Source organism: Cobetia sp. 5-11-6-3, assembly GCF_013374055.1.
Classification (GTDB): domain Bacteria; phylum Pseudomonadota; class Gammaproteobacteria; order Pseudomonadales; family Halomonadaceae; genus Cobetia; species Cobetia marina.
In genome coordinates this window covers 287,326-311,490 of record NZ_BLWJ01000003.1, presented here as the reverse complement: position 1 = coordinate 311,490, position 24,165 = coordinate 287,326, and the positions used below count along the sequence as shown (strand labels likewise).

The following is a 24,165-nucleotide window of genomic DNA, read 5'->3' as shown; positions in this document are numbered from 1 at the left end:
CTGAAACTGAAACTGAATCTGAGCTTGAACCTGAACCTGAATCTGAACCTGAAACTGAGAAAGACGGGGTGACGCGCCAGCCGTCAGGTCACTCGCTCGGACTCCGAGGCACCTTCGCTAGAGGTCGGGACGTCGGGCGCCTGGTGCCAGAAGTCGAAGAGGTTGAACCATTGCAGCGGGTGGCGTCTGACACGCGCCTCGAGATGACCGGCATGGCGCTGCATGGCCTGCTCAATCCATGCCTCGCGGGTGCTGCGCTTGACGGCGCGGCTGTCATCGAAGGGCGCGAAATCGACCCGGAAGCGGGGATTGGCACCACCCTGCTCGCGCACGCAGCTCAGGGTGTAGACGTGACAGCGCAGCAGCGCCGCCAGCATGAAGGGGCCCACGGGGAAGGGCGCAGGTTGATCGATGAAGTCGCAGTGCTGGACACGGGCGCGGGTGACGGCGCTCTGTTCCACGCTCTCCCGCTCGCTTCCCCTCGCGTTTTCCCGTTCTGCCGCCACGCTTTCGGGGGGAATCGGCACGCGGTCCGCGGCGATGACCACGAAGCCACCGCGATTGACGCGGTCACCCAGCGCCATGGCGGTGGCGGGGGTGATCTCGCTGACCTCGATCATCTGCGGCGGCTTGCGCCCGGTGGCCTGTTCCAGCAACTGGTTGAACTTCTCGGCGTGACGCGTGTGCACCAGCGCGCACAGGTCGATGTCGTGACGCTCGCCGATGGCATTGATCACATCCAGATTGCCGTGGTGGGCGACGAGGATGATGCCGCCCTCGCCACGCAGCGCGGCATCGCGCAGGTCTTCCGGGCCGGTGCCGGTCAGCGAGGAGAGCGGAATCTCGCCGCTCCAGGCCGAGACCTTGTCCATGATCGCCTCGCCGAACTGCATGAAGTGGGCGAAGCTTCTGGCCCACAGGCGCACGCCGCCAAGTCCGGGCTCCAGGCGTCTGAGGTAATCGAAGGAGGCACGTCGCGCCACGCCGCGCAGCAGGAAATACCACATCAGCACCGGGAACAGCGCGATGCGAAACGGCCAGGCCCCGAGCCGACGGCGGATCGTCACCATCAGCCGCATGCCGCTCAATGAGCCGGTTTCGGACAGGCGGGCCCAGTGATTGGGCGCGACGCTGTCGTCGGCGGTCTGTGCTGCACGGTCTTCGCCATCCGTCAGCGCGTCATCTTGAGCGTGGGCGGTTTGCCGCTTGCCGCCTCGGCGGCTCAGCGTGCGCCAGGCCAGTGTCGGCGAGCGCAGCAGCATGCCGCAGAACAGGCGGGTATGCATGGCGCTGATCAACAGGTTGTCGTGGCCGGGGCGGAAGTGGCTGACGCCTCCGGTGGGGTAGCTGACACGCACCGGCAGGTTGGCCACCTCGCCCCCGGCCCAGTACCAGCGCACCAGTACCTCGGTGTCGAAGGACATGCGATCGCCACAGTCATTGCGCGCCAACAGGCGATTGGTGGCGGCCAGCGGGTAGAGGCGCACGCCGCACATGGTGTCGCGGATGGCCAGTGACAGGGTGTTGATCCATACCCAGACATGTGAGGCGTAGCGACCGTAGAAGCGGATGCGCGGCACGCTGGCATCGTATTCGGGATAGCCGATCTGCAGGCAGTCGGGATTGTCCTGCATGCCCTTCAGGAAGGCGGGCAGGTCACTGACATCGTGCTGGCCATCGGCGTCCACCTGCAGGGCATGGGTGAAGCCGAGCTGCTCGGCAGCCTGCAGGCCACTGCGCACCGCCGCTCCCTTGCCGCCGTTGTGCGTGCGACGCACCAGGTGATGGCCCTCGGCCGCCAGCTGATCGAGTACCTCGGCGCAGGGGGCACTGCAGCCATCATCCACCAGCACGATGGGCAGGCCGAGCGGTGCCAGGCCCGCACATACGCCGGCGATGGTGGCGGGGTGATCGTAGACCGGGATCACCACGCAGGCGCGCAGGGCGTTGCTCTGTTCAGGGGCGCTCTGGCGAGAGAGATGCTGCTCAGAATCGTGCTGCGAGTCGCTCACAGGCGCAGGGGATTGGCTCATGACGCCTCCGAGGTGGAATGGGGGGATGGGGTGGCCGCGGGCCCGTCATCGCGGGTGACGTCCGGAGCATGCGGCTGACCATGACGCAGCCGTCCACTGGCATGCAGGCCTGCGCGGGATTCCAGCCGGAAGTCGAGGCGCAGGCCCTGGGCGTCTTCCAGCAGGTGAGTGCTCAGCGTGAAGCGCATGCCGGGCAGCAGCAGGTTGGAGAACTTGAGGCGTTCCAGGCGCAGAAAGGGCGCATCGTCCATGCCTACGCCGTTCACCCGCAGTGTCCTGCCTTGCTCGCGTGCCCACTTGAGCATCACCACGCCCGGCACCAGCGGTTGGGCGGCGAAGTGGCCGTCGAGATAGACCAGACCATCAGGCACCTCGGCTTCCAGGGTGCTCTGCTGTGGCCCGCTGGAGGTGTCCCCCAGCCAGCGTGGCAGGCGCGGATCATCGAGATCGGCGAACAGCCGCGCGATGGAGTCCGCGGTGAACTTGCCCTGGGCATTGAGCGGCAGGCGCGTGACGAAGCGCCAGTAGCGCGGCAGGGCGATGCGCTCGAAGCCCGGCATCAGCGCGCGGCGCAGGCGGGCGATCAGATCGCGGCGGCTGGCGTGATCCTGCGGCAGCGCGCACTCATCCATCACCACCACTGCGCCCAGGCGATGCTCACGCGTGGGCATCGGCAGGCAACGCACTTCAAGCACCTCCGCTTGCTCGCTCAGGCAGCGCTCCACCGCGCTCAACGAGACCCGCTTGCCGGCCAGCTTGACCAGCCGATCACTGCGCCCCAGCAACTGAAAGCGTGGCGCCGCGTTCCGTGCGTCGTCACCCTCTGCCGCGTCCTCCACCAGCGCCGCCTTGTCGGCCTGCTGCCACCACTGATCAGGCGCTTTCAGAAATGGCGAGCGCACCGCGAAGCCCGGCGAGAAGGTGATCTCCACTGCCGGCAGCGGCGTCCAGTAGGCTGTCTCTTGCTGGCGGCGCCGGGCGATGCCGCCCGTCTCGGTACTGCCGTAGAGCTCGATCACCGGTGCCTTCAGGCTGGCCTCGGCATGACGGGCAGCCTCGGCCGGCAGCGGAGCGCCCGAAGAAAAGACCCGCAATACCTGACCGAGTTCCGCCAGAGGGGCGGCGGATGGCGTCTGTTCATCGGTCTGTGGCAGACGCGCCAGCTGGGCCGGAGAGCTGACCAGCTGGCAGCGATGACCAAGCCCGGAAAGCTGGGCGATGGCGGCGGCCAGCTGCTCCGGGTAGTGGCAGGCTTCGCTCAGGAACGGCACGCCTTCGCTGAGCGGACGCAGCAGCGAGACCAGCAGGCCGTAGATGTGCTGATGGCTGACCTGACTGAGGCTGACGGTGTCCGGCGTGGACGCCAGGGCTGTATCAGGGCCTGTCGCCAGCGGCCATAGCGCGCGATGCACGGCCAGTTCGGCCTCGAGCTGGTCGAAGCGCTTGGCGATGCGCAGTGGCTCGCCGGTGGAGCCGGAGGTGCAAAGCTCCAGTGCGATGCGTGCGGCATCGGGCGTGGTATCCGGTCGTACAGGGGCAGGGGCAGAAGCCGTCGCGGCAGTACCTGCAGGGGCGGGCTGTCCCGGTGGCCAGCCATCGGCGGTGGTCTCGGGGAGCTGGCCGGCGCTGTCGCCCGCCAGACGTGCCAGGGTCTCGGGGCGGTCATCTCCCGGCAGGATCGCCCGCATGCCGCGTTCCCACAGCGCCAGCAGCTGCACGCAGGCGCCCAGCGTGGTGGGCTGGAACAGCACCCAGCGCGCACCGGGCTGGCGGGCGTCGTGATCACCGGGCAGGCAGTCCAGCCAGTGATGCCAGGCGTCCACACGCGCCATCAGTTCGGCACGCGTCAATGCGCGCAGTGGGTGACCGGGGATGGCCAGCCAGCAGGCCGGCGCCTCGGGTGACTGTTCGGCGAGTTGACGCCAGACATGCTGCGTCAACAGCGACGTGACCGGCGTATCCGGGCTGACGGGAGATGAGTCAGGCATCAGGTGTGTGAACTCCGCAGGCGACGGCGAACCAGCCATTCACCGCCGAACAGGAGGCCCATCAGCACATAGCTGATCAGGCCGTTGTAGAGCGTCCAGGTCGCCAGGTCGGCATGCAGGGCCGTCCAGCCGGCGATGCTGGCATTGAAGAGAAAGAAGGCACACCACACCCGGGTGACCTGGTGGGTGTAGCGCACGCCGGCAGGGGGCATGTCGGGTTCCTTGAGGCGTGCGAGGCGCTCGATCACCGGCATGCCGCGCCACAGGCTGGTGGCGAAGACGCTGAGCATGGCCAGATTGACCAGTACCGGATAGGCCCGCAGCCCGAGTTCGGCCTCGCTCGCCACGCTGATGCCCACCAGCAGGGCGGCCAGACCCAGGCGCAGTGCTAGATGCAGCGGCAGGCGCTGGATCAGCAGGGCGCCGAACAGGATCAAGGCCCACACCCAGGGCGACGAGTGTCCACTGACCGCGCCGCTGTCTGCGGTGAGGCGCGACAGCAGGGCGTAGACCAGCAGTGGCCAGCCAAGAGCGGCCACGATGCCCAGCACGCTGAGCAGCACCCTGCTCAGTGCGGGGCGCGTGCGGCTGTCAGGGGACGACGGCGTCATGCCTGGCGCTGTGTCAGCTGTTCGACGGCGGTGACCACATCGTTGAGCGTGCGCACGCTCTTGAAGTCGTTGGCGTCGATGCGTCGGCCGGTGAACTTCTTGAGCTCGACCACCAGGTCCACGGCATCGATGCTGTCGATGTCGAGATCCTCGTAGAGGCGCGCCTCGGGGTGGATGTCAGCGGCCTCGATCTCGAACAGCTCGATCAGGGTGCTGCGGACATGGGCGTAGATCTCCTCGCGGGAGGGGGTCGGTTGATCAGCGCTCACGACGGGCCTCCACCATCTCGCGCAGCGCGTTGAGGCTGGCGAAGTGGGCCCGGGTGTCCTCGGATTCGGCATCCAGGGTGATGCCGTAGCGCTTCTGCAGCGCGAGGCCCAGCTCCAGGGCGTCAATCGAATCCAGCCCCAGGCCGTCCACGAACAGCGGCTCATCGGCGACGATGTCGTCCGGGGTGATGTCTTCAAGCTCCAGCGTATCGATGATCAGCTGCTTGAGTTCCAGTTCCAGCGAGGTGGTATCACTCATGGGAAATCCTCTCTCTAGCGCGTCAGGGTCGTTGATCCATGGATCAGCGATGATGTCGGGGGTCAGTCATTCAATAACGGCAGATATGCCATCTGGATGAATCTGCGGCATGCATTCGTGACATGTCTGCCACTCATGCCTGGCCTGCCTGCACAGACTTTCATGCCTGATGGGGGCTGTCAGGCTCCGCGATGGCCTGCTGGAAACGCTCGAGCTGCGTGGCGAAGGTGCCCGCCAGCTGGCGGGTCAGTTCGCGGGCATCCCGGGACAGCGGCGCCTCCGGCTCATCCTGCTCCTGTGTACGGGAGACCTCGGGGGCCATGTCCGGCAGTACCTTGAGATTGAGCATCACGCGCTGCGCGGGGATGTGGTACCAGGGCTCGCCCTTGGTCAGCGTGCTGGGCTGGCAGTCGATCAGCACCGGGGTGATGTCACAGGGCGTGCGCAGGGCGATGTTGGCGGCGCCGCGACGGAACTTCAGGGCGCGGCCCGGCACGCTGCGCGTCCCCTCGGGGAACAGGATCAGGGCGTTGCCCTTGGCCAGGCTCTCGCGGGCGGCATCCAGCACGCCCTGTGGCTCGTTGTTGGTGATATAGCCGGCGGCGCGGATCGGGCCGCGAGTGAACGGGTTGCGGGCCAGACGCCCCTTGACCACGCAGTCGGCGTGGGGGATCAGCGCGATCAGGAAGACCACGTCGATCAGTGTGGGGTGATTGGCCAGCACCAGCAGCCCCGGGCGCTGCAGACGCTGACAGTCGTGCAGACGGTAGTCGAGCACACCCAGGCCGCGCATCAGCTGGAGGAAGCCGCGCATGGCGTGATGGATGATGCGGCGCGCCAGGCGCTGGCGGCGTTCGCCATCGCGCATGCTCACTGTCAGCAGGGGCAGCAGCCCCCCCAGCAGCAGGCCACCCAGCCCGAAGACGCTGAAGCTGATGGCGGTGGCGATGCCACGCCACAGGCGCCCGAGGGGGGAGGATAGCCAGAAGGCATGACGAGGCGTCATCACTGCGGCGCGGCGTCAGTGGCGGGAGGAGGGTTCAGTTGCCAGGCCTGCCGGCGACAGACGAGCGGTGTCTGTCCGGCGGCTTCCAGCCACTCGATCACCTCGATGGGGGTCGGGGCGTGGCGGGCCGGCTCCTCGGCGTCGACTGGCAAGGCGGCGAGCCGCGGGGCCTCAGGCGAGGTGCGGCTCAAGCGCATGGCGACGGCACTGGCATGCTCGGGATAGTCGCCGTGGTGCTGGAAGGCCTCTGGCGCGGCGATATCGGAGAACAGCACGATGACTTCCTCCCGCTCCCCCAGATAGCCGAGCGCTTCGCTCATCAGTGCATCGAACTCGTCACCGCAGGCGGCGAGCGCCTCGAGCGGCTGATGGGACTGACGCGTGATCGAGTACATGCCAAGGATGGCGTTGTGCACCGAGAGCGAGAAGCGTGCGGGTGACAAGGCTTCCTGCGGCTGGGTGGCCGAGTCGAGCAGGGCAAGTATCTTGCTGGTGTCGCCATGTCGGGAGGCGTGGATGATCGGCAGATCGCCCTCAGGGTCGAGGGTGAACAGCAGCTTGCAGCATGCCTGCCCGACCGGACTCAGTCGGCGGCGCAGCATCGCCGGTACCTGTTCGGCACGCGGGGAGGGGGTGATGTCGGTGCGACCGTCGTGGGTCGTGCGTGTCGCACTCGCCTGCCAGGCTCGCCAATCAGTCAGACGCATGAGGTTCCTGTCCGTGAACGCATCGTTGCCATATTGGAGCCTCAGTGTACCGCAGGGGAAACGGCCAGCCCAAGCCAGCGGCCCATCAGGCCGAGCGTTGGCGCTCTGGTGGACAAATGCCCGGTGCCGCCCGAGTGAGACGTCGCGGACCCGGCGCCTCGCGCCACCGCGCGCTGGGCGCCTTGCGGGCATGAGCACTGGACTGCCCGCGATGACGGTGTAAGGTGTCGCTTCAGCGAGCCAGAGGCCGAGGGCCTGAGGGCGATGGGAGCGCCGGCAGCGGGGGCGTGTGCGCCTGCCGGGCGGTCCTGTCATGCCTTCTGGTGGTCATAACGAAGGGTGAGGATGGGTAATGAAGCCGATCATGCGTGAGGCAACGTCATGAGCACGCCGAGGGAGGCGAGAGCGGGTGGCCACGGTGCCGCCTTGATGCGCCGTCTGCAGGTGACGGAGTGGCTGCCGGTGGTCCGGGTGCTCGGCCTGCTGCTGTGCGTGGTGGCGGTGATGATGCTGGTGCCGCTGCTGCTGTTGCTGGAAGAGGGCGATGCGGATGCATGGGCCTTCGCGATATCGCTGGGCATCACGCTGGGGTCGGCTCTGGTGATGCTGCTGGTCTCGCACCAGGTGGAGCTGCAGCTCAAGCCCCGCGCGATGTTCGTGCTGACGACCCTGAGCTGGGTGCTGGTATCAGCCTACTCGAGTCTGCCCTTGATCTTCGGCGCGACCCACCTGGGCGTCACCGATGCCGTCTTCGAGTCGGTCTCGGCGATCACCACCACCGGCTCGACCGTGCTGACCCACATCGAAGGACTGTCGGATGGCCTGAAGCTGTGGCGGGGCCTGATGCAGTGGGTGGGGGGGATCGGCATCATCGTGATGGCCATCGCGATCCTGCCGTTCCTGAAGGTGGGTGGCATGCGTCTGTTCCAGACCGAATCCTCGGACTGGTCCGACAAGGTGCTGCCACGTGCCGGGGGTGTCGCCAAGGCGATCGGGCTGGTCTACGTGGGGCTGACGCTGCTGGCGATCCTGAGCTACTGGCTGGGGGGCATGCTGCCGCTGGATGCCGTGGTGCATGGCATGACCTCGCTGGCCACGGGCGGGTTCGCCAACTACGACAGCTCGATGGGCATCTATTCCGATCGCCCGCATCTGCTGTGGATGGCTTCCGCCTTCATGCTGCTGGGGGCGCTGCCCTTCGTGCTGTTCATCCGCGCCTGGCAGGACAGTGCCGGAGTGATGTGGTGCGATGCCCAGGTGCGCGGCTTCCTGCGTTTGCTGGGCTGGGTGATCGCGGCGCTGACGCTCTATCGCGTCGTGCTGGGGGAGGACCTCTTCACGGCGCTGACCCAGGTGACCTTCAACGTCATGTCGGTGGTGACCACCACGGGCTATGCCAGCGATGACTACAGTGCCTGGGGGCCCTTCGCGGTGGTGGCCTTCTTCTATCTGACCTTCGTCGGGGGCTGCAGCGGCTCCACCAGCGGGGGCATGAAGATCTTCCGCCTGCAGATCGGCCTGATCATGCTCGGCAATCACCTGCGCTCGCTGATCCATGCCAACGGGGTCTTCTCCCAGCGCTACAACGGGCGCGCCTTGCCGGATGAAGTGGTGCGCGCGGTCATCGCCTTCTCGTTCTTCTTCTTCATCACCATCGGCGGGCTGGCACTGGCGCTGTCATTGATCGGGCTGGATCTGGTGACCGCCGTGACCGGTGCCGTGACCGCCGTCACCAACGTCGGCCCCGGGCTTGGGGACATCATCGGCCCGGCCGGCAACTTCGCACCGCTGCCTGACAGCGCCAAATGGCTGCTGTGCATCGGCATGCTGATGGGGCGCCTCGAGATCCTGACCGTGCTGGTGCTGTTCTCGCCCAGCTTCTGGCGCAAGTAGGCGCTCGCCGGCAGCAGGCTGCATGAAGCGGCCAGACACGACAACGCCACCGTCGCAGGACGGTGGCGTTGTCGTGTCCAGGGCGGTATCCCGTGAGCGGGATCAGTCGGTGGCGGTGGCCTCGGCGGCGTCCAGCTTCTCGTCGAGATCGATGGACAGGCCTTCACGATTGAGGATCGGGTTGGCGTACTGCACCAGCCACCAGTCCCTGAGCTCACTCGGCACGCCGGCGAGACGATTCTCGAACACGGCGCGCTCGGCACCACTGATGGCGGAGACATCCAGCGCGGCGGCCAGGCGTGGCTCGTCACGCAGCTGCGGACGGCTGGCAGCCAGTTTCTCGAGTGCCAGCTGGTGGCTCGGGTAGAGGGTGTAGTGCTGGAGTACCTGACGGTCGACTTCGGCGACCACGTCGTCCGGAGTGGCGAAATCGCCCTTGAGCGGCTCGCCGAATACCAGCTTGACGCGCCCCTTGTGACCGCTGATGCCGGCGGCGATCGACTGGATGTCCTCGTACTGCACCTTCTCGTAGCGCCCTTCATTGGCGATGGCCGCCAGCTCGCGCGCCTTCTGCAGATCGCAGGGGTCGAATTCGTAGCTGATGGACACCGGCACGATGTTGAGCTCGCTGACGCTCTCGCTGAAGGGGCGTGTCTTGTCGGCGGTGCGGGCCGCCATGGTCAGCATCTTGATGATGGCGCTTTCGGTGCCGTCACGGCCATCCTTGGCACGCCCTTCCCGCTGGGCCAGCCAGATGGAGTGCCGATCGTGGATCAAGGAGTGACGAATATAGCCCGACAGTGACTGGTAGGCCGCCAGCATCGCGCGCTTGCCCTTGGCGGAGCGCGGCACGATGAAGCTCTTGTTGAGGCGCATCAGGTCGGTGACGAAGGGCTTCTGCAGCAGGTTGTCGCCGATGGCGATGCGCACCGTGTCGCGGCCGTGGCGATAGAGCGCGTAGTTGACGAAGGCCGGGTCCAGCGAGATGTCGCGGTGATTGGACAGGAACAGATACGGCGTGTCTTCCGACAGCCGCTCGAGTCCCACCGTCTCGAAACTGGTGGTGGTGGTATGGATCATGCGCGCCATGTAGCTGGCGATGCGGGTCTGGAAACTGGCCACGTCCTTCACGCCCATCATCTCGCGCTTGATGGCCAGGCGAGCGATCTGGCGCGCCAGCCACGGGAAGCGCTGGGTCAGTCCCGGCAGGCGGAAGCGAGTCAGGGTGTCGAGCAGTTCGCGGTCCTGCTCGAGGCGCACCAGTACCTCACTTACCTCGTGATCGTGGTAGGGGCGAATCCTGGCGAACGGGTCCTGTTCGTCAGGCGTGGCAGGCTTGGGCGTTGCTGTGTCAGTCATCGACGCACGTCATCCGGATTGTCATTCTTGAGAAGAGAAGAAGGGGGGGGGCGCTCAGCTTCCCGGCTGAGCTTCGCCGCCCAGCCAGGCGGTCATCTGCTCGATCACGCCGGAGAGCACCTGGGCCATCAGCGCGAAGTCGGTCTCCAGTCGCAGGATGGGGTCTTCACCATCCTCCTGGGCATTGGCTTCATCGATGACGGCATCGGCGAACTTGAGGCTCTTGAGCGCCATGTCCTCGCCGAGGATCAACGCGACGCGGCCCTCGACTTCCAGTGCCAGCTTGCTGACCACGCGGCCCAGAGTGAGCGCCGTCTGGATTTCCTCGCCGTCGAGGTCGAACTGACGGGCGCGCAGCACGCCATCCTCGCCGCCCGGCGCCTTGAGCTCGACCTGATCACCGACGATGAGGTCATCCGGACGCGAGGCCACGTCCTTCAGCCAGGTGGTCATCACCTGGGAGGGCGGCTGGGCGACGGCCAGCGGCGTGACCTTGAGCGAGCCGAGCGTCTGGCGCAGCAGGTCGAGGACTTCCTCGGCACGCTTGGCGTTCGAGGCATTGACGGCGATCAGCCCGCGACGGCTGTCCCACCACAGGTCAGTGCGCGAGGAGCGCGTGAAGGCGCGTGGCAGCAGCTCCTCGTAGATCTGCTCCTTGAGGGTCAGCTTCTCGCGGCGACGCAGCGGACGACCTTCCGCCGTCTCGCGCTCGGCGACTCGCTCCTCGAGTTCTTCCTTGACCACGGCAGTGGGCAGGACACGTTCCTGACGCAGTGCGCTGATCAGATAATGGCCCTGGATCTCGTGGACCAGCATGTCGCTGTTGCGACCGCCCGGTGCCACCCAGCCGATACGCTTGGCTTCGACGCCGGTGACCGGGCGGAAGACATGCTCCGGCAGGGCGTCGGCGAGACGACCCTCTTCCAGCGGTGCGCTATCGTGCAGGCGATACAGTTGCAGGTTCTTGAACCACATGCGACCAGTCCTTGAGTCCGGTGAACGGGGGCTGCCCGTCTGAATGGCGCATATTATGGCGAAACTCATGCGGCGGGTCATCCGCCGTGGACGTGACCCTGCGTCACACTGCGGTTGCCGGCCATCGCGCGCGAGCGCAAAGACATACTGTGTGCACGCTGTGGCGCTAGTCTGAGATCGACCTGGCGGTTCGCGGTCTGGCGGTTTGCGGTATCGACCGACAGATATCGATCAGCAGGCATCGACCCGCAGGCATAGACCATCAGACTTGAGACGCGGAGGGCGGCAGAGTGATCGACGACGGTGTTATGAAGACTGCTGTGGGGACTGCTGAGGAGACGGTTGTGGCGGCTTTTGTGAAGAGCAGAGCGTCGGGCGCGAGCGCGCTGAAACGGGCACGGCCGCTGACGCTGGCGGCGCTGACCCTGCTGCTGTTCGGCTGCAGCGGGGAGGATGACGCGCACGACAGGGCGGCCAGCACGGCGGCGGCCAGTGCAACGGTCACGAAAGAGACAGTCGTTGCAGAGGAAGTCACGGACGGCGAACCTGCCCCGGCGGCGGTTGGACTGGATCCTCAGATATTTGCCGCGGGCGCGATCGTCGGTGAGGTCGAGACCGTCGACTGCACCCTGAGCGGCGGCACGCAGACGACCTGCTATCAGTTCCGCGTGGCCGGTGCGCCCGCGGACCCGGAAACCTCGCCGGAGGGGCCTTTCTGTCCGCCCAATATCCATTCCGGTGAGGAGGAGGGCGGCACCTGGATGGATGGCGAGGGCACCCTCTATCAGGTGGACGGCGAGTTCATCAAGAATCTTGCCACTCTCTATCATGACAAGGAGTGGCAGATGTACGACGTCAACACGGGGGAGGTCACCGTGATCGATGGCGCGCGTGGCTGCGAGGTGGCGGGGAACCCGAATCCCATCGAAGGCTTCGACAACTTCTGTCTCGAGTGTCCGCTGGAGGAACTGGGCGGCGGCATCGAGAAGACTGTCGTGATCCCCAAGGTGCCGGTACCGGCCGCCGAGCCGACCTCGCTGGCCGGCCGCGCCAACACCGGCGTGGCGCTCAATGGCGTGCTGTTCGGCCCGCCGGCACCGCTGGAGCTGATCCTGAGCTCTCACACCCTGGGGGTGCTCGATGATTGTGGCGCGCATGCCAATCCGCATGAGGGCTATCACTATCACACCGCCACCGGCTGCTCCGAGATCGGCATTCAGGAGGATGGCCATTCGCCGATGATCGGCTATGCGCTGGATGGCTATGCCATCTATGCCAGAGAGGACAAGGACGGCAATGAACCCGCTGACCTGGATGACTGTGGCGGCGAGACGGACCCGGTGCGTGGCTATCACTATCACGCCTCCGCGCCGGGGGTTAACCAGATCTTCGGCTGTTTCATGGGCGAGAAGGGGCACTTCCTCGACGAGGAGGGAGGCGAGAGGCCGCCGCAGGGCCCGCCCGGCGAGTAGCCGTCCTGCAGGTCTGGACGTGAAGGGCATCGCCCGTGGCAGAACCCGCCGCCTTGTCAGGATGGCGAGCAGGGCAGGCGCCATCATTCAACCAAGCGTTTGTTTTTCTGCTCGTGCCCGGCCTAAGATCTGATGACGAGGGCCGAGCAGGCTCATCCGTTTCCCGCACAGGAGGCAAGGATGCAACAGGACAGCCGTCAACAGGACGCCGCCGATGAGACCGCCGGCACTTTCAGTCGCACGACACTGACGGTGCGAGGTTATCACCTGGATGGCTATGGGCACGTCAACAACGCCCGGTATCTGGAGTTCTACGAAGAAGGGCGCTGGGAGTTCATGCTCGCGCATCTTGACCTGGCGGACCTCAAGCGCGAGGGCATCGCGATGGTGGCGGTCAATGTCAATCTGGACTGGCATTATCCGGCCACCGTGCATGATGAGCTGGTGATCACCACGCGACTCGCTCGGGTCGGGCGGCGCAAGATGATCATGCATCAGGAGATCCATCTGGGCGAGACTCGAATGGGCGAGGTGCATCCGCGCTCCGGCGCACTGGTCTCCCGCGCGGATTTCACCTTCGTGCTGATGAATACCCAGACCGGACGGGCCATGCCGCTGGAGGGAGAAATCGGCACGCTGCTGGTATCATTGCTGTCGCCCGAGCCGCAATGAGCGCTGTCAGCGACAGGGGCGCGGCAGTGGGCCGCGTGCCCTTGAGGCCGTACTACCGTACTGACATCCGTTTGCGGGCTCGTGTGAGCTGCTAGGTGAGCGCGCAAGTGATATAATCCCGCCACTTCGGTGCCGCGGAGCTGGCACCCCGTGTCCGCTTCACGCCACTGCCGCGCTGCAGTAGCGACCGAAACCTGATGCTGCCCGAAATACGGTTGCTGCCCCGAAACATTGTCGCTGCCGCAGTGGCGCCAACAGTTGAGTTCAAGGATTTGACGAATCATGGGTGAGATCGCCAGAGAGATACTGCCAGTCAACATCGAGGACGAGCTCAAACAGTCGTATCTCGATTACGCGATGAGCGTCATCATCGGGCGTGCCTTGCCGGATGTCCGCGATGGCCTCAAACCGGTTCACCGTCGCGTGCTGTTCGCGATGCACGAACTGAACAATGACTGGAACAAGGCCTACAAGAAATCCGCCCGTGTCGTCGGCGATGTGATCGGTAAATACCACCCGCACGGTGACAGTGCGGTCTATGACACCATCGTCCGCATGGCCCAGCACTTCTCCATGCGTTATGTGCTGGTGGATGGTCAGGGCAACTTCGGTTCCATCGATGGCGACAGCGCCGCGGCGATGCGTTACACCGAGGTGCGCATGGCGCGCCTGGCGCACGAGCTGCTGGCCGACCTCGAGAAGGACACCGTCGACTGGGTCGACAACTATGACGGCACCGAGCGCATTCCTGCCGTGTTGCCGACCAAGACCCCGAACCTGCTGGTCAACGGCTCCTCCGGTATCGCCGTGGGCATGGCCACCAACATCCCGCCGCACAACATGGGCGAGGTCATCGATGGCTGTCTGGCGCTGATCGACAACGGCGACCTGACCATCGATGAGCTGATGGAATACATCCCGGGGCCGGACTTCCCGACCGCGGGCATCATCAACGGCCGTGCCGGCATCCTCGATGCCTATCGCACCGGCCGTGGTCGCATCTATGTGCGTGCCGTGCACACCATCGAGCACCACGACAAGAGCGGTCGTGACCACATCATCATCACCGAGCTTCCCTACCAGGTGAACAAGGCGCGTCTGATCGAGAAGATCGCCGAACTGGTCAAGGACAAGAAGATCGAGGGCATCGCCGAGCTGCGTGACGAGTCCGACAAGGACGGTCTGCGCGTGGTCATCGAGACCAAGCGTGGCGAATCCGGTGAAGTGGTCGTCAACAACCTCTTCTCCCAGACCCAGCTCGAGACCGTGTTCGGCATCAACATGGTCGCGCTGCACGAAGGTCAACCGAAGATCCTGAATCTCAAGCAGATTCTGGAATCCTTCGTGCGTCACCGTCGTGAAGTCGTCACCCGTCGTACGCTGTTCGAACTCAAGAAGGCGCGCGAACGCGGCCACATTCTTGAAGGTCTGGCGGTGGCGATCTCGAACATCGATGAGGTGATCGAGCTGATCAAGGGCTCGCCGAGTGCGGCGGAAGCCAAGGAAAAGCTGATCGATCGTGAATGGCAGCCGGGTCAGGTGGTCGAGATGCTCGAGCGCGCCGGTGCCACTTCCTGCCGTCCGGAAGACCTGCCGGAAGGTCTGGGGCTGTCTGAAGATGCCAGGCATTATCGTCTGTCGCCGGCCCAGGCCCAGGCCATCCTCGAGCTGCGCCTGCATCGCCTGACCGGTCTCGAGACCGAGAAGCTGCTGGCCGAGTACTCCTCCATCCTCGAGCGCATCGCCGAGCTGATGGAGATCCTGTCCTCTGCCGATCGCCTGATGGAAGTCATCCGCGAAGAGCTGCGCGAAGTGCGTGCCCAGTACGCCGATGAGCGCCGCACCGAGATCATGACCAGCCGTCGTGACCTGACCATCGAAGACCTCATCAACGAGGAAGACATGGTGGTGACGGTCTCGCGCAGCGGTTATGCCAAGACCCAGCCGCTGTCTGACTACCAGGCCCAGAAGCGTGGTGGCCGCGGCAAGTCCGCCACCGCGATGAAGGACGAGGATGTCATCGAGCACCTGCTGGTCGCCTCGACCCATGACACCGTGCTGCTGTTCTCCAACAAGGGCAAGGTGTACTGGCTCAAGGTCTACGAGATGCCGCAGGCCTCGCGTGGTTCGCGTGGCAAGCCGCTGGTCAACCTGATTCCGCTGGCGGAAGGCGAGTGGGTGACCACCATCCTGCCGGTGCGTGATTACGCCGCCGACAGCTACATCTTCTTCGCCACAGCCAACGGCACGGTCAAGCGTACGGCGCTGAGCCAGTTCTCGCGTCCGCGCAGCGTCGGCCTGATCGCGCTGGACATCGAGGAAGGCGACCGTCTGATCGGCGCCGATATCACTTCCGGCTCCGACCACGTCATGCTGCTGTCGTCCAACGGCAAGGCGATCCGTTTCGAGGAGCAGAACGTGCGTGTCATGGGCCGTACCGCTCGCGGTGTGCGTGGCATGCGTCTTATCGGCGATGCTCAGGTCATCAGCCTGATCATCCCGCGCACCACGGCCATCGATGACAACGAGGCTGACGTCGATGATTCGCTGGATGTGACGGCGGATGGCGTCGAGAGTGCTGATGTGGCAGCCACTGATGTCGCGACGGATGAAGGCGTCGCGACCGGTGAGGTGCCGCAGTGCTACATCCTGACGGCCTCGGCCAATGGCTACGGCAAGCGTACGCGCCTGGAAGAGTTCCCGCTGCGTGGCCGCGGTGGCCAGGGCGTGATCGCGATGCAGACCAGCGAGCGCAACGGCGATCTGGTCAGCGCGGTTCAGGTCAGCGACAACGATGAACTGATGTTGATCACCGACCGCGGCACCCTGGTGCGGACCCGTGTGGCCGAGGTGTCCATCACCTCGCGCAACACTCAGGGCGTGACCCTGATCCGCACGGCGGAAGAGGAGCGACTGGTGACCACGGTGCGTGTCGACGAGCCGGAAGATGTCGTGGTGATCGACGAAGACGGTACGGTCGCTCACGACGTCGAGGGTCAGGAAGAAGGCAAGAAGGACGCGCTGAGCACCGATGAACAGGTGCAGGCGGGAGACGCTGCCGAGTCGACGGATACCCCGCCGACAGACGTGGAATAAGACGCTGGATTGCGACCGCCTTCGGGGCGGTCGCTTCACTTTCGGGAATTAAGACGACATGACACGCAAGTTCAATTTCTGCGCCGGTCCTGCTGCACTGCCGACCGCTGTCCTGGAACGCGCACGCGCCGAGATGCTGGATTATCAGGGCCGCGGACTGTCCGTCATGGAGATGAGTCATCGCTCCGACGACTTCGTGGCCATCGCCGAGAAGGCCGAGGCGGATCTGCGCGAACTGCTCGACATTCCGTCCCACTATCGCGTGCTGTTCATGCAGGGCGGCGCTTCCACCCAGTTCGCGGGGGTGCCTCTGAACCTGCTGGGCGAGGGTGGCAGCGCCAACTATCTGTATACCGGTATCTGGGGCAAGAAGGCGATCAAGGAAGCCGAGCATCTGGCCGTGGGCAGCCATGTGGCCGCCTCCAGCGAGAGCAATGGCCTGATTGCCGTGCCGCGTCAGAATGCGATCCAGCTCTCGGGTGATGTGGGCTATCTGCACTACACCGCCAACGAGACCATCGGCGGCCTCGAGTTCGACTACATTCCCGAGGTGGCAGCGGATGGCGTGCCGCTGGTGTGTGACATGTCGTCTTCCATCCTGTCGGGGCCGCTGGATGTCAGTCGTTTCGGTGTCATCTATGCCGGTGCCCAGAAGAACATCGGTCCGGCGGGTCTGACGCTGGTCATCGTGCGTGAAGATCTGCTCGAGCGTGCGCGCAAGGACTGCCCGACCATGCTGAACTGGAAGACGGCCGCCGAGGCGGGCTCCATGTTCAACACCCCGCCGACCTATGCCTGGTATCTCTCAGGCCTGGTGTTCGAGTGGCTGAAGGATGAGGTCGGGGGTCTCGATGTCATGAATGCGATCAATGATCGCAAGGCGCAGGCACTTTATGCGGCCATCGACGGCAACGACTTCTACTCCAATCCGATCGTCACCGAGAACCGTTCACGCATGAACGTGCCGTTCGTGCTGGCCGATGATCGTCTCGACAAGACCTTCCTTGCCGAGTCCGAGGCGGCGGGTCTGCTCAACCTGGCCGGTCATCGCAGTGTCGGTGGCATGCGTGCCAGTCTCTACAACGCCGTGCCGGAAGCTGCCGTCACTGCGCTGGTGGACTTCATGGGCGACTTCGCGCGTCGTCACGGCTAAGGGAGAGGTGAGATGACGGATTCCAAGCAGAATCCTGCGCCGCAGGTGGCTGCCAAGTCGGTCACGCTGGACGAGCTGCGTCAGCGCATCGATACCATCGACAGCGAGCTGCTGCGCCTGATCAGCGAGCGGGCGGGCTGTGCGCAGCAGGTGGCTGAGGTCAAGATGGCGGCCGGCGACGTGGGCGAGGATGGCCAGGTGCAGTTCTATCGTCCTGAGCGTGAAGCCCAGGTGTTGCGCCGTATCATGGCCGACAACCCCGGCCCGCTGAAGGGCGAGGAGATGGCGCGTCTGTTCCGCGAGATCATGTCCGCCTGTCTGGCGCTGGAGCAGCCGATTCGTCTGGCCTATCTCGGCCCGGAAGGGACCTTTACCCAGCAGGCCGCGCTCAAGCACTTCGGTGACAGCGCCGTGACCAAGCCGATGGCCGCCATCGACGAGGTATTCCGCGAAGTGGAAGCCGGCGCGGTGCAGTACGGCGTGGTGCCGGTGGAAAACTCCACCGAGGGCGTCATCAATCACACGCTGGATTCTTTCATGGGCTCGCAGCTCAAGATCTCCGGCGAAGTGGTGCTGCGCATTCACCATCACCTGCTGGTGGGCCCGAATACGCGTCGCGAGAAGATCTCGCGCATCTATTCCCACGCCCAGTCGCTGGCCCAGTGCCGCAAGTGGCTGGATGCCCACTTCCCGCACGCCGAGCGCATCGCGGTGTCCTCGAATGCCGAGGCCGCGCGTCAGGTGCGCACCGAGTGGCACAGTGCGGCGATTGCCGGTGACATGGCGGCCAAGCTCTATGAGCTGGAGAAGGTCGAGGAGAAGATCGAGGACAGCCCCGACAACTCCACGCGTTTCCTGATCATCGGCGACAGCTCGGTGCCGGCGTCCGGTGATGACAAGACCTCCATCGTGGTGGCGATGCGCAACCAGCCGGGGGCGCTGCATGACCTGCTGGCACCGTTCCACCGCCACCAGATCGATCTGACCCGTGTCGAGACGCGGCCGTCGCGCTCGGGTGCCTGGAACTATGTCTTCTTCATCGACTTCCGTGGCCACCGTGATGATCCGCTCATCACGGAGACGCTGGAAGAGCTGCGTCAGTGCGCGGCGGACGTCAAGGTGCTCGGGTCCTACCCGGTCGGTGTGCTGTGAGCGAGTCGGAACAGGCAGTGACTGGCGCGGCGGCGGACATGCTGTCCTCGGAGCGGCTGGCCGGCGAGCGGCGTATCCTGCTGGTCGGGCTGGGGTTGATCGGTGGCTCGCTTGCCGCCGCATTGCGTGCGGCGGGTCATCGCGGCGAGATTCTCGCCTGTGATCGGGATTCCAACGAGATCTGCCTCGGTCAGCGCATGAAGCTGATCGATGGCGGCAGTACTCAGCTGGCTGGGCTGGTGCCCGGCGCCTCGCTGGTGGTGCTGTGCGTGCCGGTGATGGCGATGCAGGGCGTGATGGCGGAGATCGCACCGCTGCTGGACGATGATGCGGTGGTCACCGATGTCGGCAGCACCAAGGGCGCGATCCGCGACGCGGCGATCGGCGTGTTCGGTCACATGCCGCCGAATCTGGTGCTCGGGCATCCGATCGCCGGTTCCGAGAAGAGCGGGGTGGCGGCGTCCAATCCCGAGCTCTATCGCGATCACAAGGTGATTCTGACGCCGGAACCGGATAGTGATCCCGAGGCCGTGGCACGCGTGGCCGCCATGTGGTCGGTGTGTGGTGCTCAGCTGCTGGACATGAGCGTGGCACGCCACGACGAGGTTCTGGCACGCACCAGCCATCTGCCGCATCTGCTGGCGTTCTCGCTGGTGGACAGTCTGGCGCGTCAGGATGAGCGTCTGGAGATCTTCCGCTATGCGGCGGGCGGTTTCCGCGACTTCACGCGTATCGCGGGCAGTGACCCGGTGATGTGGCGTGACGTCTATCTGGCCAACCGCGATGCGGTGCTGGAGGCGCTGGATGAATTCGAGGCCGGGGTAGCGCGAGTGCGTGCTGCCGTGACCGCGGGCGATGGCGAGGCGATGCTGGGGATATTCACCCGCGCCAGCCACGCTCGACACTACTTCAATACCCTATTGAAACAGACGAGTTATCAGACAATGGAACAGCAGAACGTGCGGTACCGTGCACTGCCGGGTGGGCAGGTTCAGGGGCGCATTCGTGTGCCGGGTGACAAGTCCATGTCACATCGCTCCATCATGCTGGGCGCGCTGGCGAACGGCGTGACCGAGGTCGAGGGCTTCCTCGAGGGTGAAGACAGCCTGGCCACGCTGCAGGCCTTCCGCGACATGGGCGTGGTCATCGAAGGCCCGCATCAGGGTCGTGTGACCATTCATGGCGTGGGCCTCAACGGCCTGAAGCAGCCGCCGGGCCCGCTGTATGTCGGCAACTCCGGCACCGCGATGCGTCTGTTCGCCGGCCTGCTGGCCGGTCAGGCCTTCGATACCGAGCTGACCGGTGATGCCTCGCTGACCAAGCGCCCGATGGACCGCGTCGCCAACCCGCTGCGCGAGATGGGCGCGGTGATCGATACCGCCGAGAATGGCCGTCCGCCGCTGCGTATCCACGGTGGTCAGCCGCTCAAGGGGATCCGCTACGAGATGCCGATGGCGTCCGCTCAGGTCAAGTCCTGCCTGCTGCTGGCCGGTCTCTACGCCGAAGGCGAGACCCGCGCCATCGAGCCGGCACCGACGCGTGATCACACCGAGCGCATGCTCAACGGCTTCGGCTACAAGGTCGAGCGTCAGGGCGCCGAGGCATGGCTGACCGGTGGTGGCAGCCTCGAGGCCTGCCCGATCGACGTGCCGGCCGACATCTCCTCCGCGACCTTCTTCCTGGTCGCCGCGGCCATCACGCCGGGTGCCGATCTGGTGCTGGAGCACGTCGGCATCAACCCGACGCGCATCGGCGTGATCAACATCCTCAAGGCGATGGGCGCCGATCTGAGCATCTCCAACGAGCGTGAAGTCGGCGGTGAGCCGGTGGCGGACCTGCACATCCGCTATGCGCCGCTCAAGGGGATCGACATCCCGGAAGATCAGGTCCCGCTGGCCATCGACGAATTCCCGGCGCTGTTCATCGCGGCGGCTAATGCCGAGGGCATGACCCGCCTGCGTGGCGCCGAGGAGCTGCGCGTCAAGGAGTCCGACCGCATCCAGGTGATGGCGGACGGTCTGGCGCAGATCGGTGTCGAGCACGAAGTCGTCGCCGACGGTATCGACATCCGTGGCGGTGCCTACGGTGGCGGTCTGGTCGACAGTCACGGTGACCACCGTATCGCGATGGCCTTCAGCGTGGCGGCGCTGCGTGCGCAGGGCGAAATCCTGATCGATGATTGTGCCAATGTCGCGACCTCCTTCCCGAACTTCGTGGCGCTGGCCAGTGAAGTCGGCATGCAGGTCGAGAACCTCGGTGCCGTGGCACCCGGACAGGAGGCGTCATGAGTGGTGAAGCGACTCCGCATCACAGCCAGGTGAGCGATGAGCCGGTGCTGACCCTCGATGGCCCCGGCGGGGCCGGCAAGGGCACCATCAGCCGTCTGGTAGCGGCGAGCCTGGGCTGGCACCTGCTGGACTCCGGTGCGCTGTATCGCCTGACGGCTCTGGCCGCCGAGCGTCACGGTGTGGCCTTGGAGGACGAGTCCGCGGTGGCCACCATCGCCGAGCACCTCGATGTCCAGTTCGATGCCGAGGGGGATGCCACTCGCGTGATTCTCGAGGGTGAAGACGTCACGCGTGACATCCGTCTCGAGACGGTCGGCAACAACGCCTCCATCATCGCGGCCCAGCCGCGCGTGCGCACCGCACTGCTGGCACGTCAGCGTGCCTTCGCGCGTGCGCCGGGCCTGGTGGCCGACGGTCGCGACATGGGCACGGTGGTCTTCACCGAGGCGCCGCTCAAGATCTTCCTCACCGCCTCGGCCGAGGAACGTGCGCGCAGACGTCATGCCCAGTTGCAGGAAGCGGGTGTGGATGCTAATATTTCGAGCCTTTTGACAGAAATACAGGCGCGCGATGCACGCGACATGGGCCGGGCAGTCGCCCCGCTCAAGCCGGCAGATGATGGCGTGATCCTCGATACGACGGATCTCGACATCGAGCAGGTGGTCGAGCGCATCCAGCAGCTGCTGGTCGAGTATGGCCTGGTGGCGGAACGCTGAAACGGCATGTCCGTGGCCTTCATCGGCAAGCGTACCTGTTGTGTCAGGACAATCGATTGATAGCCTGCTGCTGCATCAAGGCCTTCGGGCCGGGCAGTGGCAGGCTTCGCTCGCTCTGCGAGCGGAGACGCAGGACAAGGCACGACCCAGATGACACTGCGGTGTCATCAACCCCCCGGCCAGGTGTCATGGGGTGCATCGGCGGCAAGCGGAAAGCCGGTGTATCTCGAACCAGCGTCAACGCCCCCGGGGATATGTAGATATGGCCCGTGCTTGCTGGTGGTACGGAGACTGCGGTGCAAGCCGCCCCAAACGTTGATCATGTAGGAATACCATGAGCGAGAGCTTTGCTGATTTATTTGAACAGTCACTCCAGGACATCAACATGGAGCCGGGCGCAATCGTGTCCGCCACCATCGTCGATATCGATGGCGACTGGATCACTGTCAATGCCGGTCTGAAATCTGAAGGTCAGATTCCGTCTGAACAGTTCCGTGACGAAAGTGGCCAGCTGTCCATCAGCATCGGCGACGAAGTCATGGTCGCGCTGGAAGCCGTCGAAGATGGCTTCGGTGAGACCCGCCTGTCCCGCGAGAAGGCCAAGCGTGCCGAAGCGTGGAAAGAGCTGGAAGCCGCCTTCGAGAAGGACGAGATCGTCAAGGGCGTGATCAACGGCAAGGTCAAAGGTGGCTTTACCGTCGACATCAACACCATCCGTGCCTTCCTGCCGGGTTCTCTGGTCGATGTCCGCCCTGTGCGCGACACCGCCCACCTCGAGAACAAGGAACTGGACTTCAAGGTCATCAAGCTCGACGCCAAGCGCAACAACGTTGTCGTGTCTCGTCGTGCCGTCCTCGAAGCCGAGAACAGCGCTGAGCGTGAAGCCCTCCTGGCCACTCTGCAGGAAGGTCAGCAGATTCAGGGTATCGTCAAGAACCTGACCGACTACGGCGCCTTCGTCGACCTCGGCGGCGTTGACGGCCTGCTGCACATCACCGACATGGCCTGGAAGCGCATCAAGCATCCGTCCGAGATCGTTGCTGTCGGCGACGAAATCAACGTCAAGGTGCTGAAGTTCGACCGCGAGCGCAACCGTGTGTCTCTGGGTCTCAAGCAGCTGGGTGAAGATCCGTGGGTCAACATCAAGGCTCGCTACCCGGAAGGCGCCAAGATCAACGCACGCGTCACCAACCTCACCGACTACGGCTGCTTCGCCGAGCTGGAAGAGGGCGTCGAAGGTCTGGTCCACGTGTCCGAAATGGATTGGACCAACAAGAACATCCACCCGTCCAAGGTCGTCAATGTCGGCGATGACGTGGAAGTGATGATTCTGGACATCGACGAAGAGCGTCGTCGTATCTCCCTGGGTATCAAGCAGTGCACCACCAACCCGTGGGAAGACTTCAGCGGCAAGCACAACAAGGGCGACCGTGTCTCCGGTACCATCAAGTCAATCACTGACTTCGGTATCTTCATCGGTCTGGAAGGCGGCATCGACGGCCTGGTTCACCTGTCTGACATCTCCTGGAACGAAGCTGGCGAAGAAGCCGTGCGTCGTTACAAGAAGGGTGAAGAAGCTGAAGCGGTCATCCTGTCCATCGATCCGGAACGTGAGCGCATCTCTCTGGGCATCAAGCAGCTCGAGAGCGATCCGGTCTCTGAATACCTGGCCGTCAACGACAAGGGCGCCATCGTGTCCGGTCGTGTTGTCGACATCGACGCCAAGGAAGTTCAGGTCGAGCTGGCCACTGACGTCATCGCCATCCTGAAGGCGTCTGAAATCAGCGCTGATCGTGTCGAAGACGCACGCAACGTCCTGAGCGTCGGCGATGCTGTCGAAGCCAAGATCGTCGGTGTGGATCGCAAGAGCCGCCTGATCAACCTGTCCGTCAAGTCCAAGGACCAGGTGGAAGCACCGCGTCGCGATGCTGCCAAGCCGCGTACCCAGGAAGTCGAGAGCAACGGCCCGACGACCATCGGTGACCTGATCAAGCAGCAGCTGGGTCAGGAGTGATCCCGAGACATTCCGCCTCCTCGTGAGGCGGGATGTCCGGATCCACGCTGAGGTGACATGCCTCTGGTTGCCACCTTAGCGTCTCCGAATCGGTATCCTGCACACGACGCATGTCATGCGCAGGAACGAAAAAAACCGCCACCCTTCGGGGTGGCGGTTTTTTTGTGTCCAGAGATCGTGTCCGGGAAGTGCGGAGATCGTGTCTGGAAAGTGCAGAGATCGTGCCTGTGCACCCTGTCCTCGCTGTGCGGACGTTACCGGTTGATTCCGCTGGCGAGAGAATGCCCGGAGTCCACACGCTGACTGTTCTGGGCGAGAAGCTGCATCTGGCGCAGGGAGATGGTGCAGTAGAGGCTGCGGTACTGTGCCGGCTGCTCCGTCGGGTCGATCTGATGCAGGCGCTTTTCCAGTTGCTGGATGTCGCGGGCCAGTTGCTGAGGGCTGAGAGAGGCTGTCTGAGTCATGGTGGGCGCTCCTTGAGTTCAATGAATATCATTGCAAG

19 protein-coding genes are annotated in these 24,165 nt (G+C 64.7%); 9 read left to right on the top strand and 10 right to left on the bottom strand.

Features of this window, described 5'->3' with window-relative positions; translation table 11 throughout:
* Positions 1-83: 83 nt before the first annotated feature.
* From HXS66_RS17440 to HXS66_RS07160, 7 genes are all read right to left on the bottom strand, one after another.
* Entirely contained in the window at positions 84-2,033 is a 1,950-nt protein-coding gene (locus HXS66_RS17440; protein WP_176503173.1) for a glycosyltransferase, read from the bottom strand.
* Positions 2,030-4,021 (bottom strand): AMP-binding protein, encoded by a 1,992-nt coding sequence (locus tag HXS66_RS07185; protein ID WP_176503172.1) that lies wholly within the window; start codon positions 4,019-4,021, stop codon positions 2,030-2,032. Before HXS66_RS07185 ends, HXS66_RS17440 begins: the two co-directional genes overlap by 4 nt.
* Positions 4,021-4,632 (bottom strand): hypothetical protein, encoded by a 612-nt coding sequence (locus HXS66_RS07180; protein ID WP_176503171.1) that lies wholly within the window; start codon positions 4,630-4,632, stop codon positions 4,021-4,023. The genes HXS66_RS07185 and HXS66_RS07180 overlap by 1 nt, the downstream gene beginning before the upstream one ends.
* Positions 4,629-4,901, bottom strand: a complete 273-nt coding sequence (locus tag HXS66_RS07175) for an acyl carrier protein (protein WP_240499665.1) — start codon at positions 4,899-4,901, stop codon at positions 4,629-4,631. The genes HXS66_RS07180 and HXS66_RS07175 overlap by 4 nt, the downstream gene beginning before the upstream one ends.
* Positions 4,891-5,160, bottom strand: a complete 270-nt coding sequence (locus HXS66_RS07170) for a phosphopantetheine-binding protein (RefSeq protein ID WP_077375262.1) — start codon at positions 5,158-5,160, stop codon at positions 4,891-4,893. The genes HXS66_RS07175 and HXS66_RS07170 overlap by 11 nt, the downstream gene beginning before the upstream one ends.
* A gap of 160 nt (positions 5,161-5,320) precedes the next feature.
* Positions 5,321-6,166: a 1-acyl-sn-glycerol-3-phosphate acyltransferase gene (locus tag HXS66_RS07165; protein ID WP_176493489.1), complete on the bottom strand. Its 846-nt coding sequence runs from the start codon at positions 6,164-6,166 to the stop codon at positions 5,321-5,323.
* Positions 6,166-6,873: a beta-ketoacyl synthase chain length factor gene (locus tag HXS66_RS07160; RefSeq protein WP_176493488.1), complete on the bottom strand. Its 708-nt coding sequence runs from the start codon at positions 6,871-6,873 to the stop codon at positions 6,166-6,168. Before HXS66_RS07160 ends, HXS66_RS07165 begins: the two co-directional genes overlap by 1 nt.
* 429 nt (positions 6,874-7,302) lie before the next feature.
* On the opposite strand from HXS66_RS07160, the gene HXS66_RS07155 reads away from it, so the two are divergent.
* Positions 7,303-8,766: a TrkH family potassium uptake protein gene (locus tag HXS66_RS07155; RefSeq protein WP_136938958.1), complete on the top strand. Its 1,464-nt coding sequence runs from the start codon at positions 7,303-7,305 to the stop codon at positions 8,764-8,766.
* 102 nt (positions 8,767-8,868) lie between these two features.
* On the opposite strand, the gene HXS66_RS07150 is transcribed toward HXS66_RS07155, so the two are convergent.
* Together HXS66_RS07150 and HXS66_RS07145 are read right to left on the bottom strand one after the other, a co-directional pair.
* Positions 8,869-10,125, bottom strand: coding sequence for a 1-acyl-sn-glycerol-3-phosphate acyltransferase (locus tag HXS66_RS07150; RefSeq protein ID WP_077375253.1), 1,257 nt, complete (start codon positions 10,123-10,125; stop codon positions 8,869-8,871).
* A 54-nt stretch (positions 10,126-10,179) separates the two neighbouring features.
* Complete coding sequence (locus HXS66_RS07145) at positions 10,180-11,100, bottom strand: recombination-associated protein RdgC (protein ID WP_176503170.1); 921 nt, start codon at positions 11,098-11,100, stop codon at positions 10,180-10,182.
* Between the two features lie 344 nt (positions 11,101-11,444).
* Between HXS66_RS07145 and HXS66_RS07140 the strand changes: the two genes are divergently transcribed.
* The 8 genes from HXS66_RS07140 (at position 11,445) to rpsA (ending at position 23,663) form a co-directional block, all read left to right on the top strand.
* Positions 11,445-12,572, top strand: coding sequence for a YHYH protein (locus HXS66_RS07140; RefSeq protein WP_176503169.1), 1,128 nt, complete (start codon positions 11,445-11,447; stop codon positions 12,570-12,572).
* A 180-nt stretch (positions 12,573-12,752) separates the two neighbouring features.
* The gene (locus tag HXS66_RS07135) at positions 12,753-13,244 is read left to right on the top strand and encodes a thioesterase family protein (RefSeq protein WP_084208007.1); all 492 of its coding nucleotides are present in this window, start codon (positions 12,753-12,755) and stop codon (positions 13,242-13,244) included.
* A gap of 282 nt (positions 13,245-13,526) precedes the next feature.
* A complete protein-coding gene (gene gyrA, locus HXS66_RS07130; protein WP_176503168.1) occupies positions 13,527-16,340 on the top strand; it encodes a DNA gyrase subunit A in 2,814 nt (937 codons plus the stop codon).
* Between the two features lie 58 nt (positions 16,341-16,398).
* Complete coding sequence (gene serC, locus HXS66_RS07125) at positions 16,399-17,493, top strand: 3-phosphoserine/phosphohydroxythreonine transaminase (protein WP_176503167.1); 1,095 nt, start codon at positions 16,399-16,401, stop codon at positions 17,491-17,493.
* A 12-nt stretch (positions 17,494-17,505) separates the two neighbouring features.
* Entirely contained in the window at positions 17,506-18,645 is a 1,140-nt protein-coding gene (gene pheA / locus HXS66_RS07120; protein WP_373996121.1) for a prephenate dehydratase, read from the top strand.
* A gap of 38 nt (positions 18,646-18,683) precedes the next feature.
* Positions 18,684-20,933, top strand: a complete 2,250-nt coding sequence (locus tag HXS66_RS07115) for a bifunctional prephenate dehydrogenase/3-phosphoshikimate 1-carboxyvinyltransferase (RefSeq protein WP_176493589.1) — start codon at positions 18,684-18,686, stop codon at positions 20,931-20,933.
* On the top strand, positions 20,930-21,649 hold the full coding sequence (cmk, locus tag HXS66_RS07110; RefSeq protein ID WP_084208009.1) for a (d)CMP kinase: 720 nt from the start codon (positions 20,930-20,932) through the stop codon (positions 21,647-21,649). Before HXS66_RS07115 ends, cmk begins: the two co-directional genes overlap by 4 nt.
* Positions 21,650-21,983: 334 nt before the next feature.
* On the top strand, positions 21,984-23,663 hold the full coding sequence (gene rpsA / locus HXS66_RS07105) for a 30S ribosomal protein S1 (RefSeq protein WP_077375230.1): 1,680 nt from the start codon (positions 21,984-21,986) through the stop codon (positions 23,661-23,663).
* A 254-nt stretch (positions 23,664-23,917) separates the two neighbouring features.
* Here the strand turns inward: rpsA and HXS66_RS07100 are convergent, their stop codons facing one another.
* Complete coding sequence (locus HXS66_RS07100) at positions 23,918-24,127, bottom strand: hypothetical protein (protein ID WP_077375227.1); 210 nt, start codon at positions 24,125-24,127, stop codon at positions 23,918-23,920.
* Between the last annotated feature and the right edge of the window lie 38 nt (positions 24,128-24,165).

Bases quoted from the DNA above. Each gene is read 5' to 3' on its own strand.
- HXS66_RS07135 (WP_084208007.1), top strand. From the start codon at position 12,753: ATGCAACAGGACAGCCGTCAACAGGACGCCGCCGATGAGACCGCCGGC.
- HXS66_RS07165 (WP_176493489.1), bottom strand. From the start codon at position 6,166: ATGACGCCTCGTCATGCCTTCTGGCTATCCTCCCCCCTCGGGCGCCTG.
- HXS66_RS07100 (WP_077375227.1), bottom strand. From the start codon at position 24,127: ATGACTCAGACAGCCTCTCTCAGCCCTCAGCAACTGGCCCGCGACATC.
- HXS66_RS07170 (WP_077375262.1), bottom strand. From the start codon at position 5,160: ATGAGTGATACCACCTCGCTGGAACTGGAACTCAAGCAGCTGATCATC.
- cmk (WP_084208009.1), top strand. From the start codon at position 20,930: ATGAGTGGTGAAGCGACTCCGCATCACAGCCAGGTGAGCGATGAGCCG.
- HXS66_RS07150 (WP_077375253.1), bottom strand. From the start codon at position 10,125: ATGACTGACACAGCAACGCCCAAGCCTGCCACGCCTGACGAACAGGAC.
- rpsA (WP_077375230.1), top strand. From the start codon at position 21,984: ATGAGCGAGAGCTTTGCTGATTTATTTGAACAGTCACTCCAGGACATC.
- HXS66_RS07180 (WP_176503171.1), bottom strand. From the start codon at position 4,632: ATGACGCCGTCGTCCCCTGACAGCCGCACGCGCCCCGCACTGAGCAGG.
- HXS66_RS07160 (WP_176493488.1), bottom strand. From the start codon at position 6,873: ATGCGTCTGACTGATTGGCGAGCCTGGCAGGCGAGTGCGACACGCACG.
- serC (WP_176503167.1), top strand. From the start codon at position 16,399: ATGACACGCAAGTTCAATTTCTGCGCCGGTCCTGCTGCACTGCCGACC.
- HXS66_RS07115 (WP_176493589.1), top strand. From the start codon at position 18,684: ATGCTGTCCTCGGAGCGGCTGGCCGGCGAGCGGCGTATCCTGCTGGTC.
- HXS66_RS17440 (WP_176503173.1), bottom strand. From the start codon at position 2,033: ATGAGCCAATCCCCTGCGCCTGTGAGCGACTCGCAGCACGATTCTGAG.
- gyrA (WP_176503168.1), top strand. From the start codon at position 13,527: ATGGGTGAGATCGCCAGAGAGATACTGCCAGTCAACATCGAGGACGAG.
- pheA (WP_373996121.1), top strand. From the start codon at position 17,506: ATGACGGATTCCAAGCAGAATCCTGCGCCGCAGGTGGCTGCCAAGTCG.
- HXS66_RS07185 (WP_176503172.1), bottom strand. From the start codon at position 4,021: ATGCCTGACTCATCTCCCGTCAGCCCGGATACGCCGGTCACGTCGCTG.
- HXS66_RS07145 (WP_176503170.1), bottom strand. From the start codon at position 11,100: ATGTGGTTCAAGAACCTGCAACTGTATCGCCTGCACGATAGCGCACCG.
- HXS66_RS07155 (WP_136938958.1), top strand. From the start codon at position 7,303: ATGCGCCGTCTGCAGGTGACGGAGTGGCTGCCGGTGGTCCGGGTGCTC.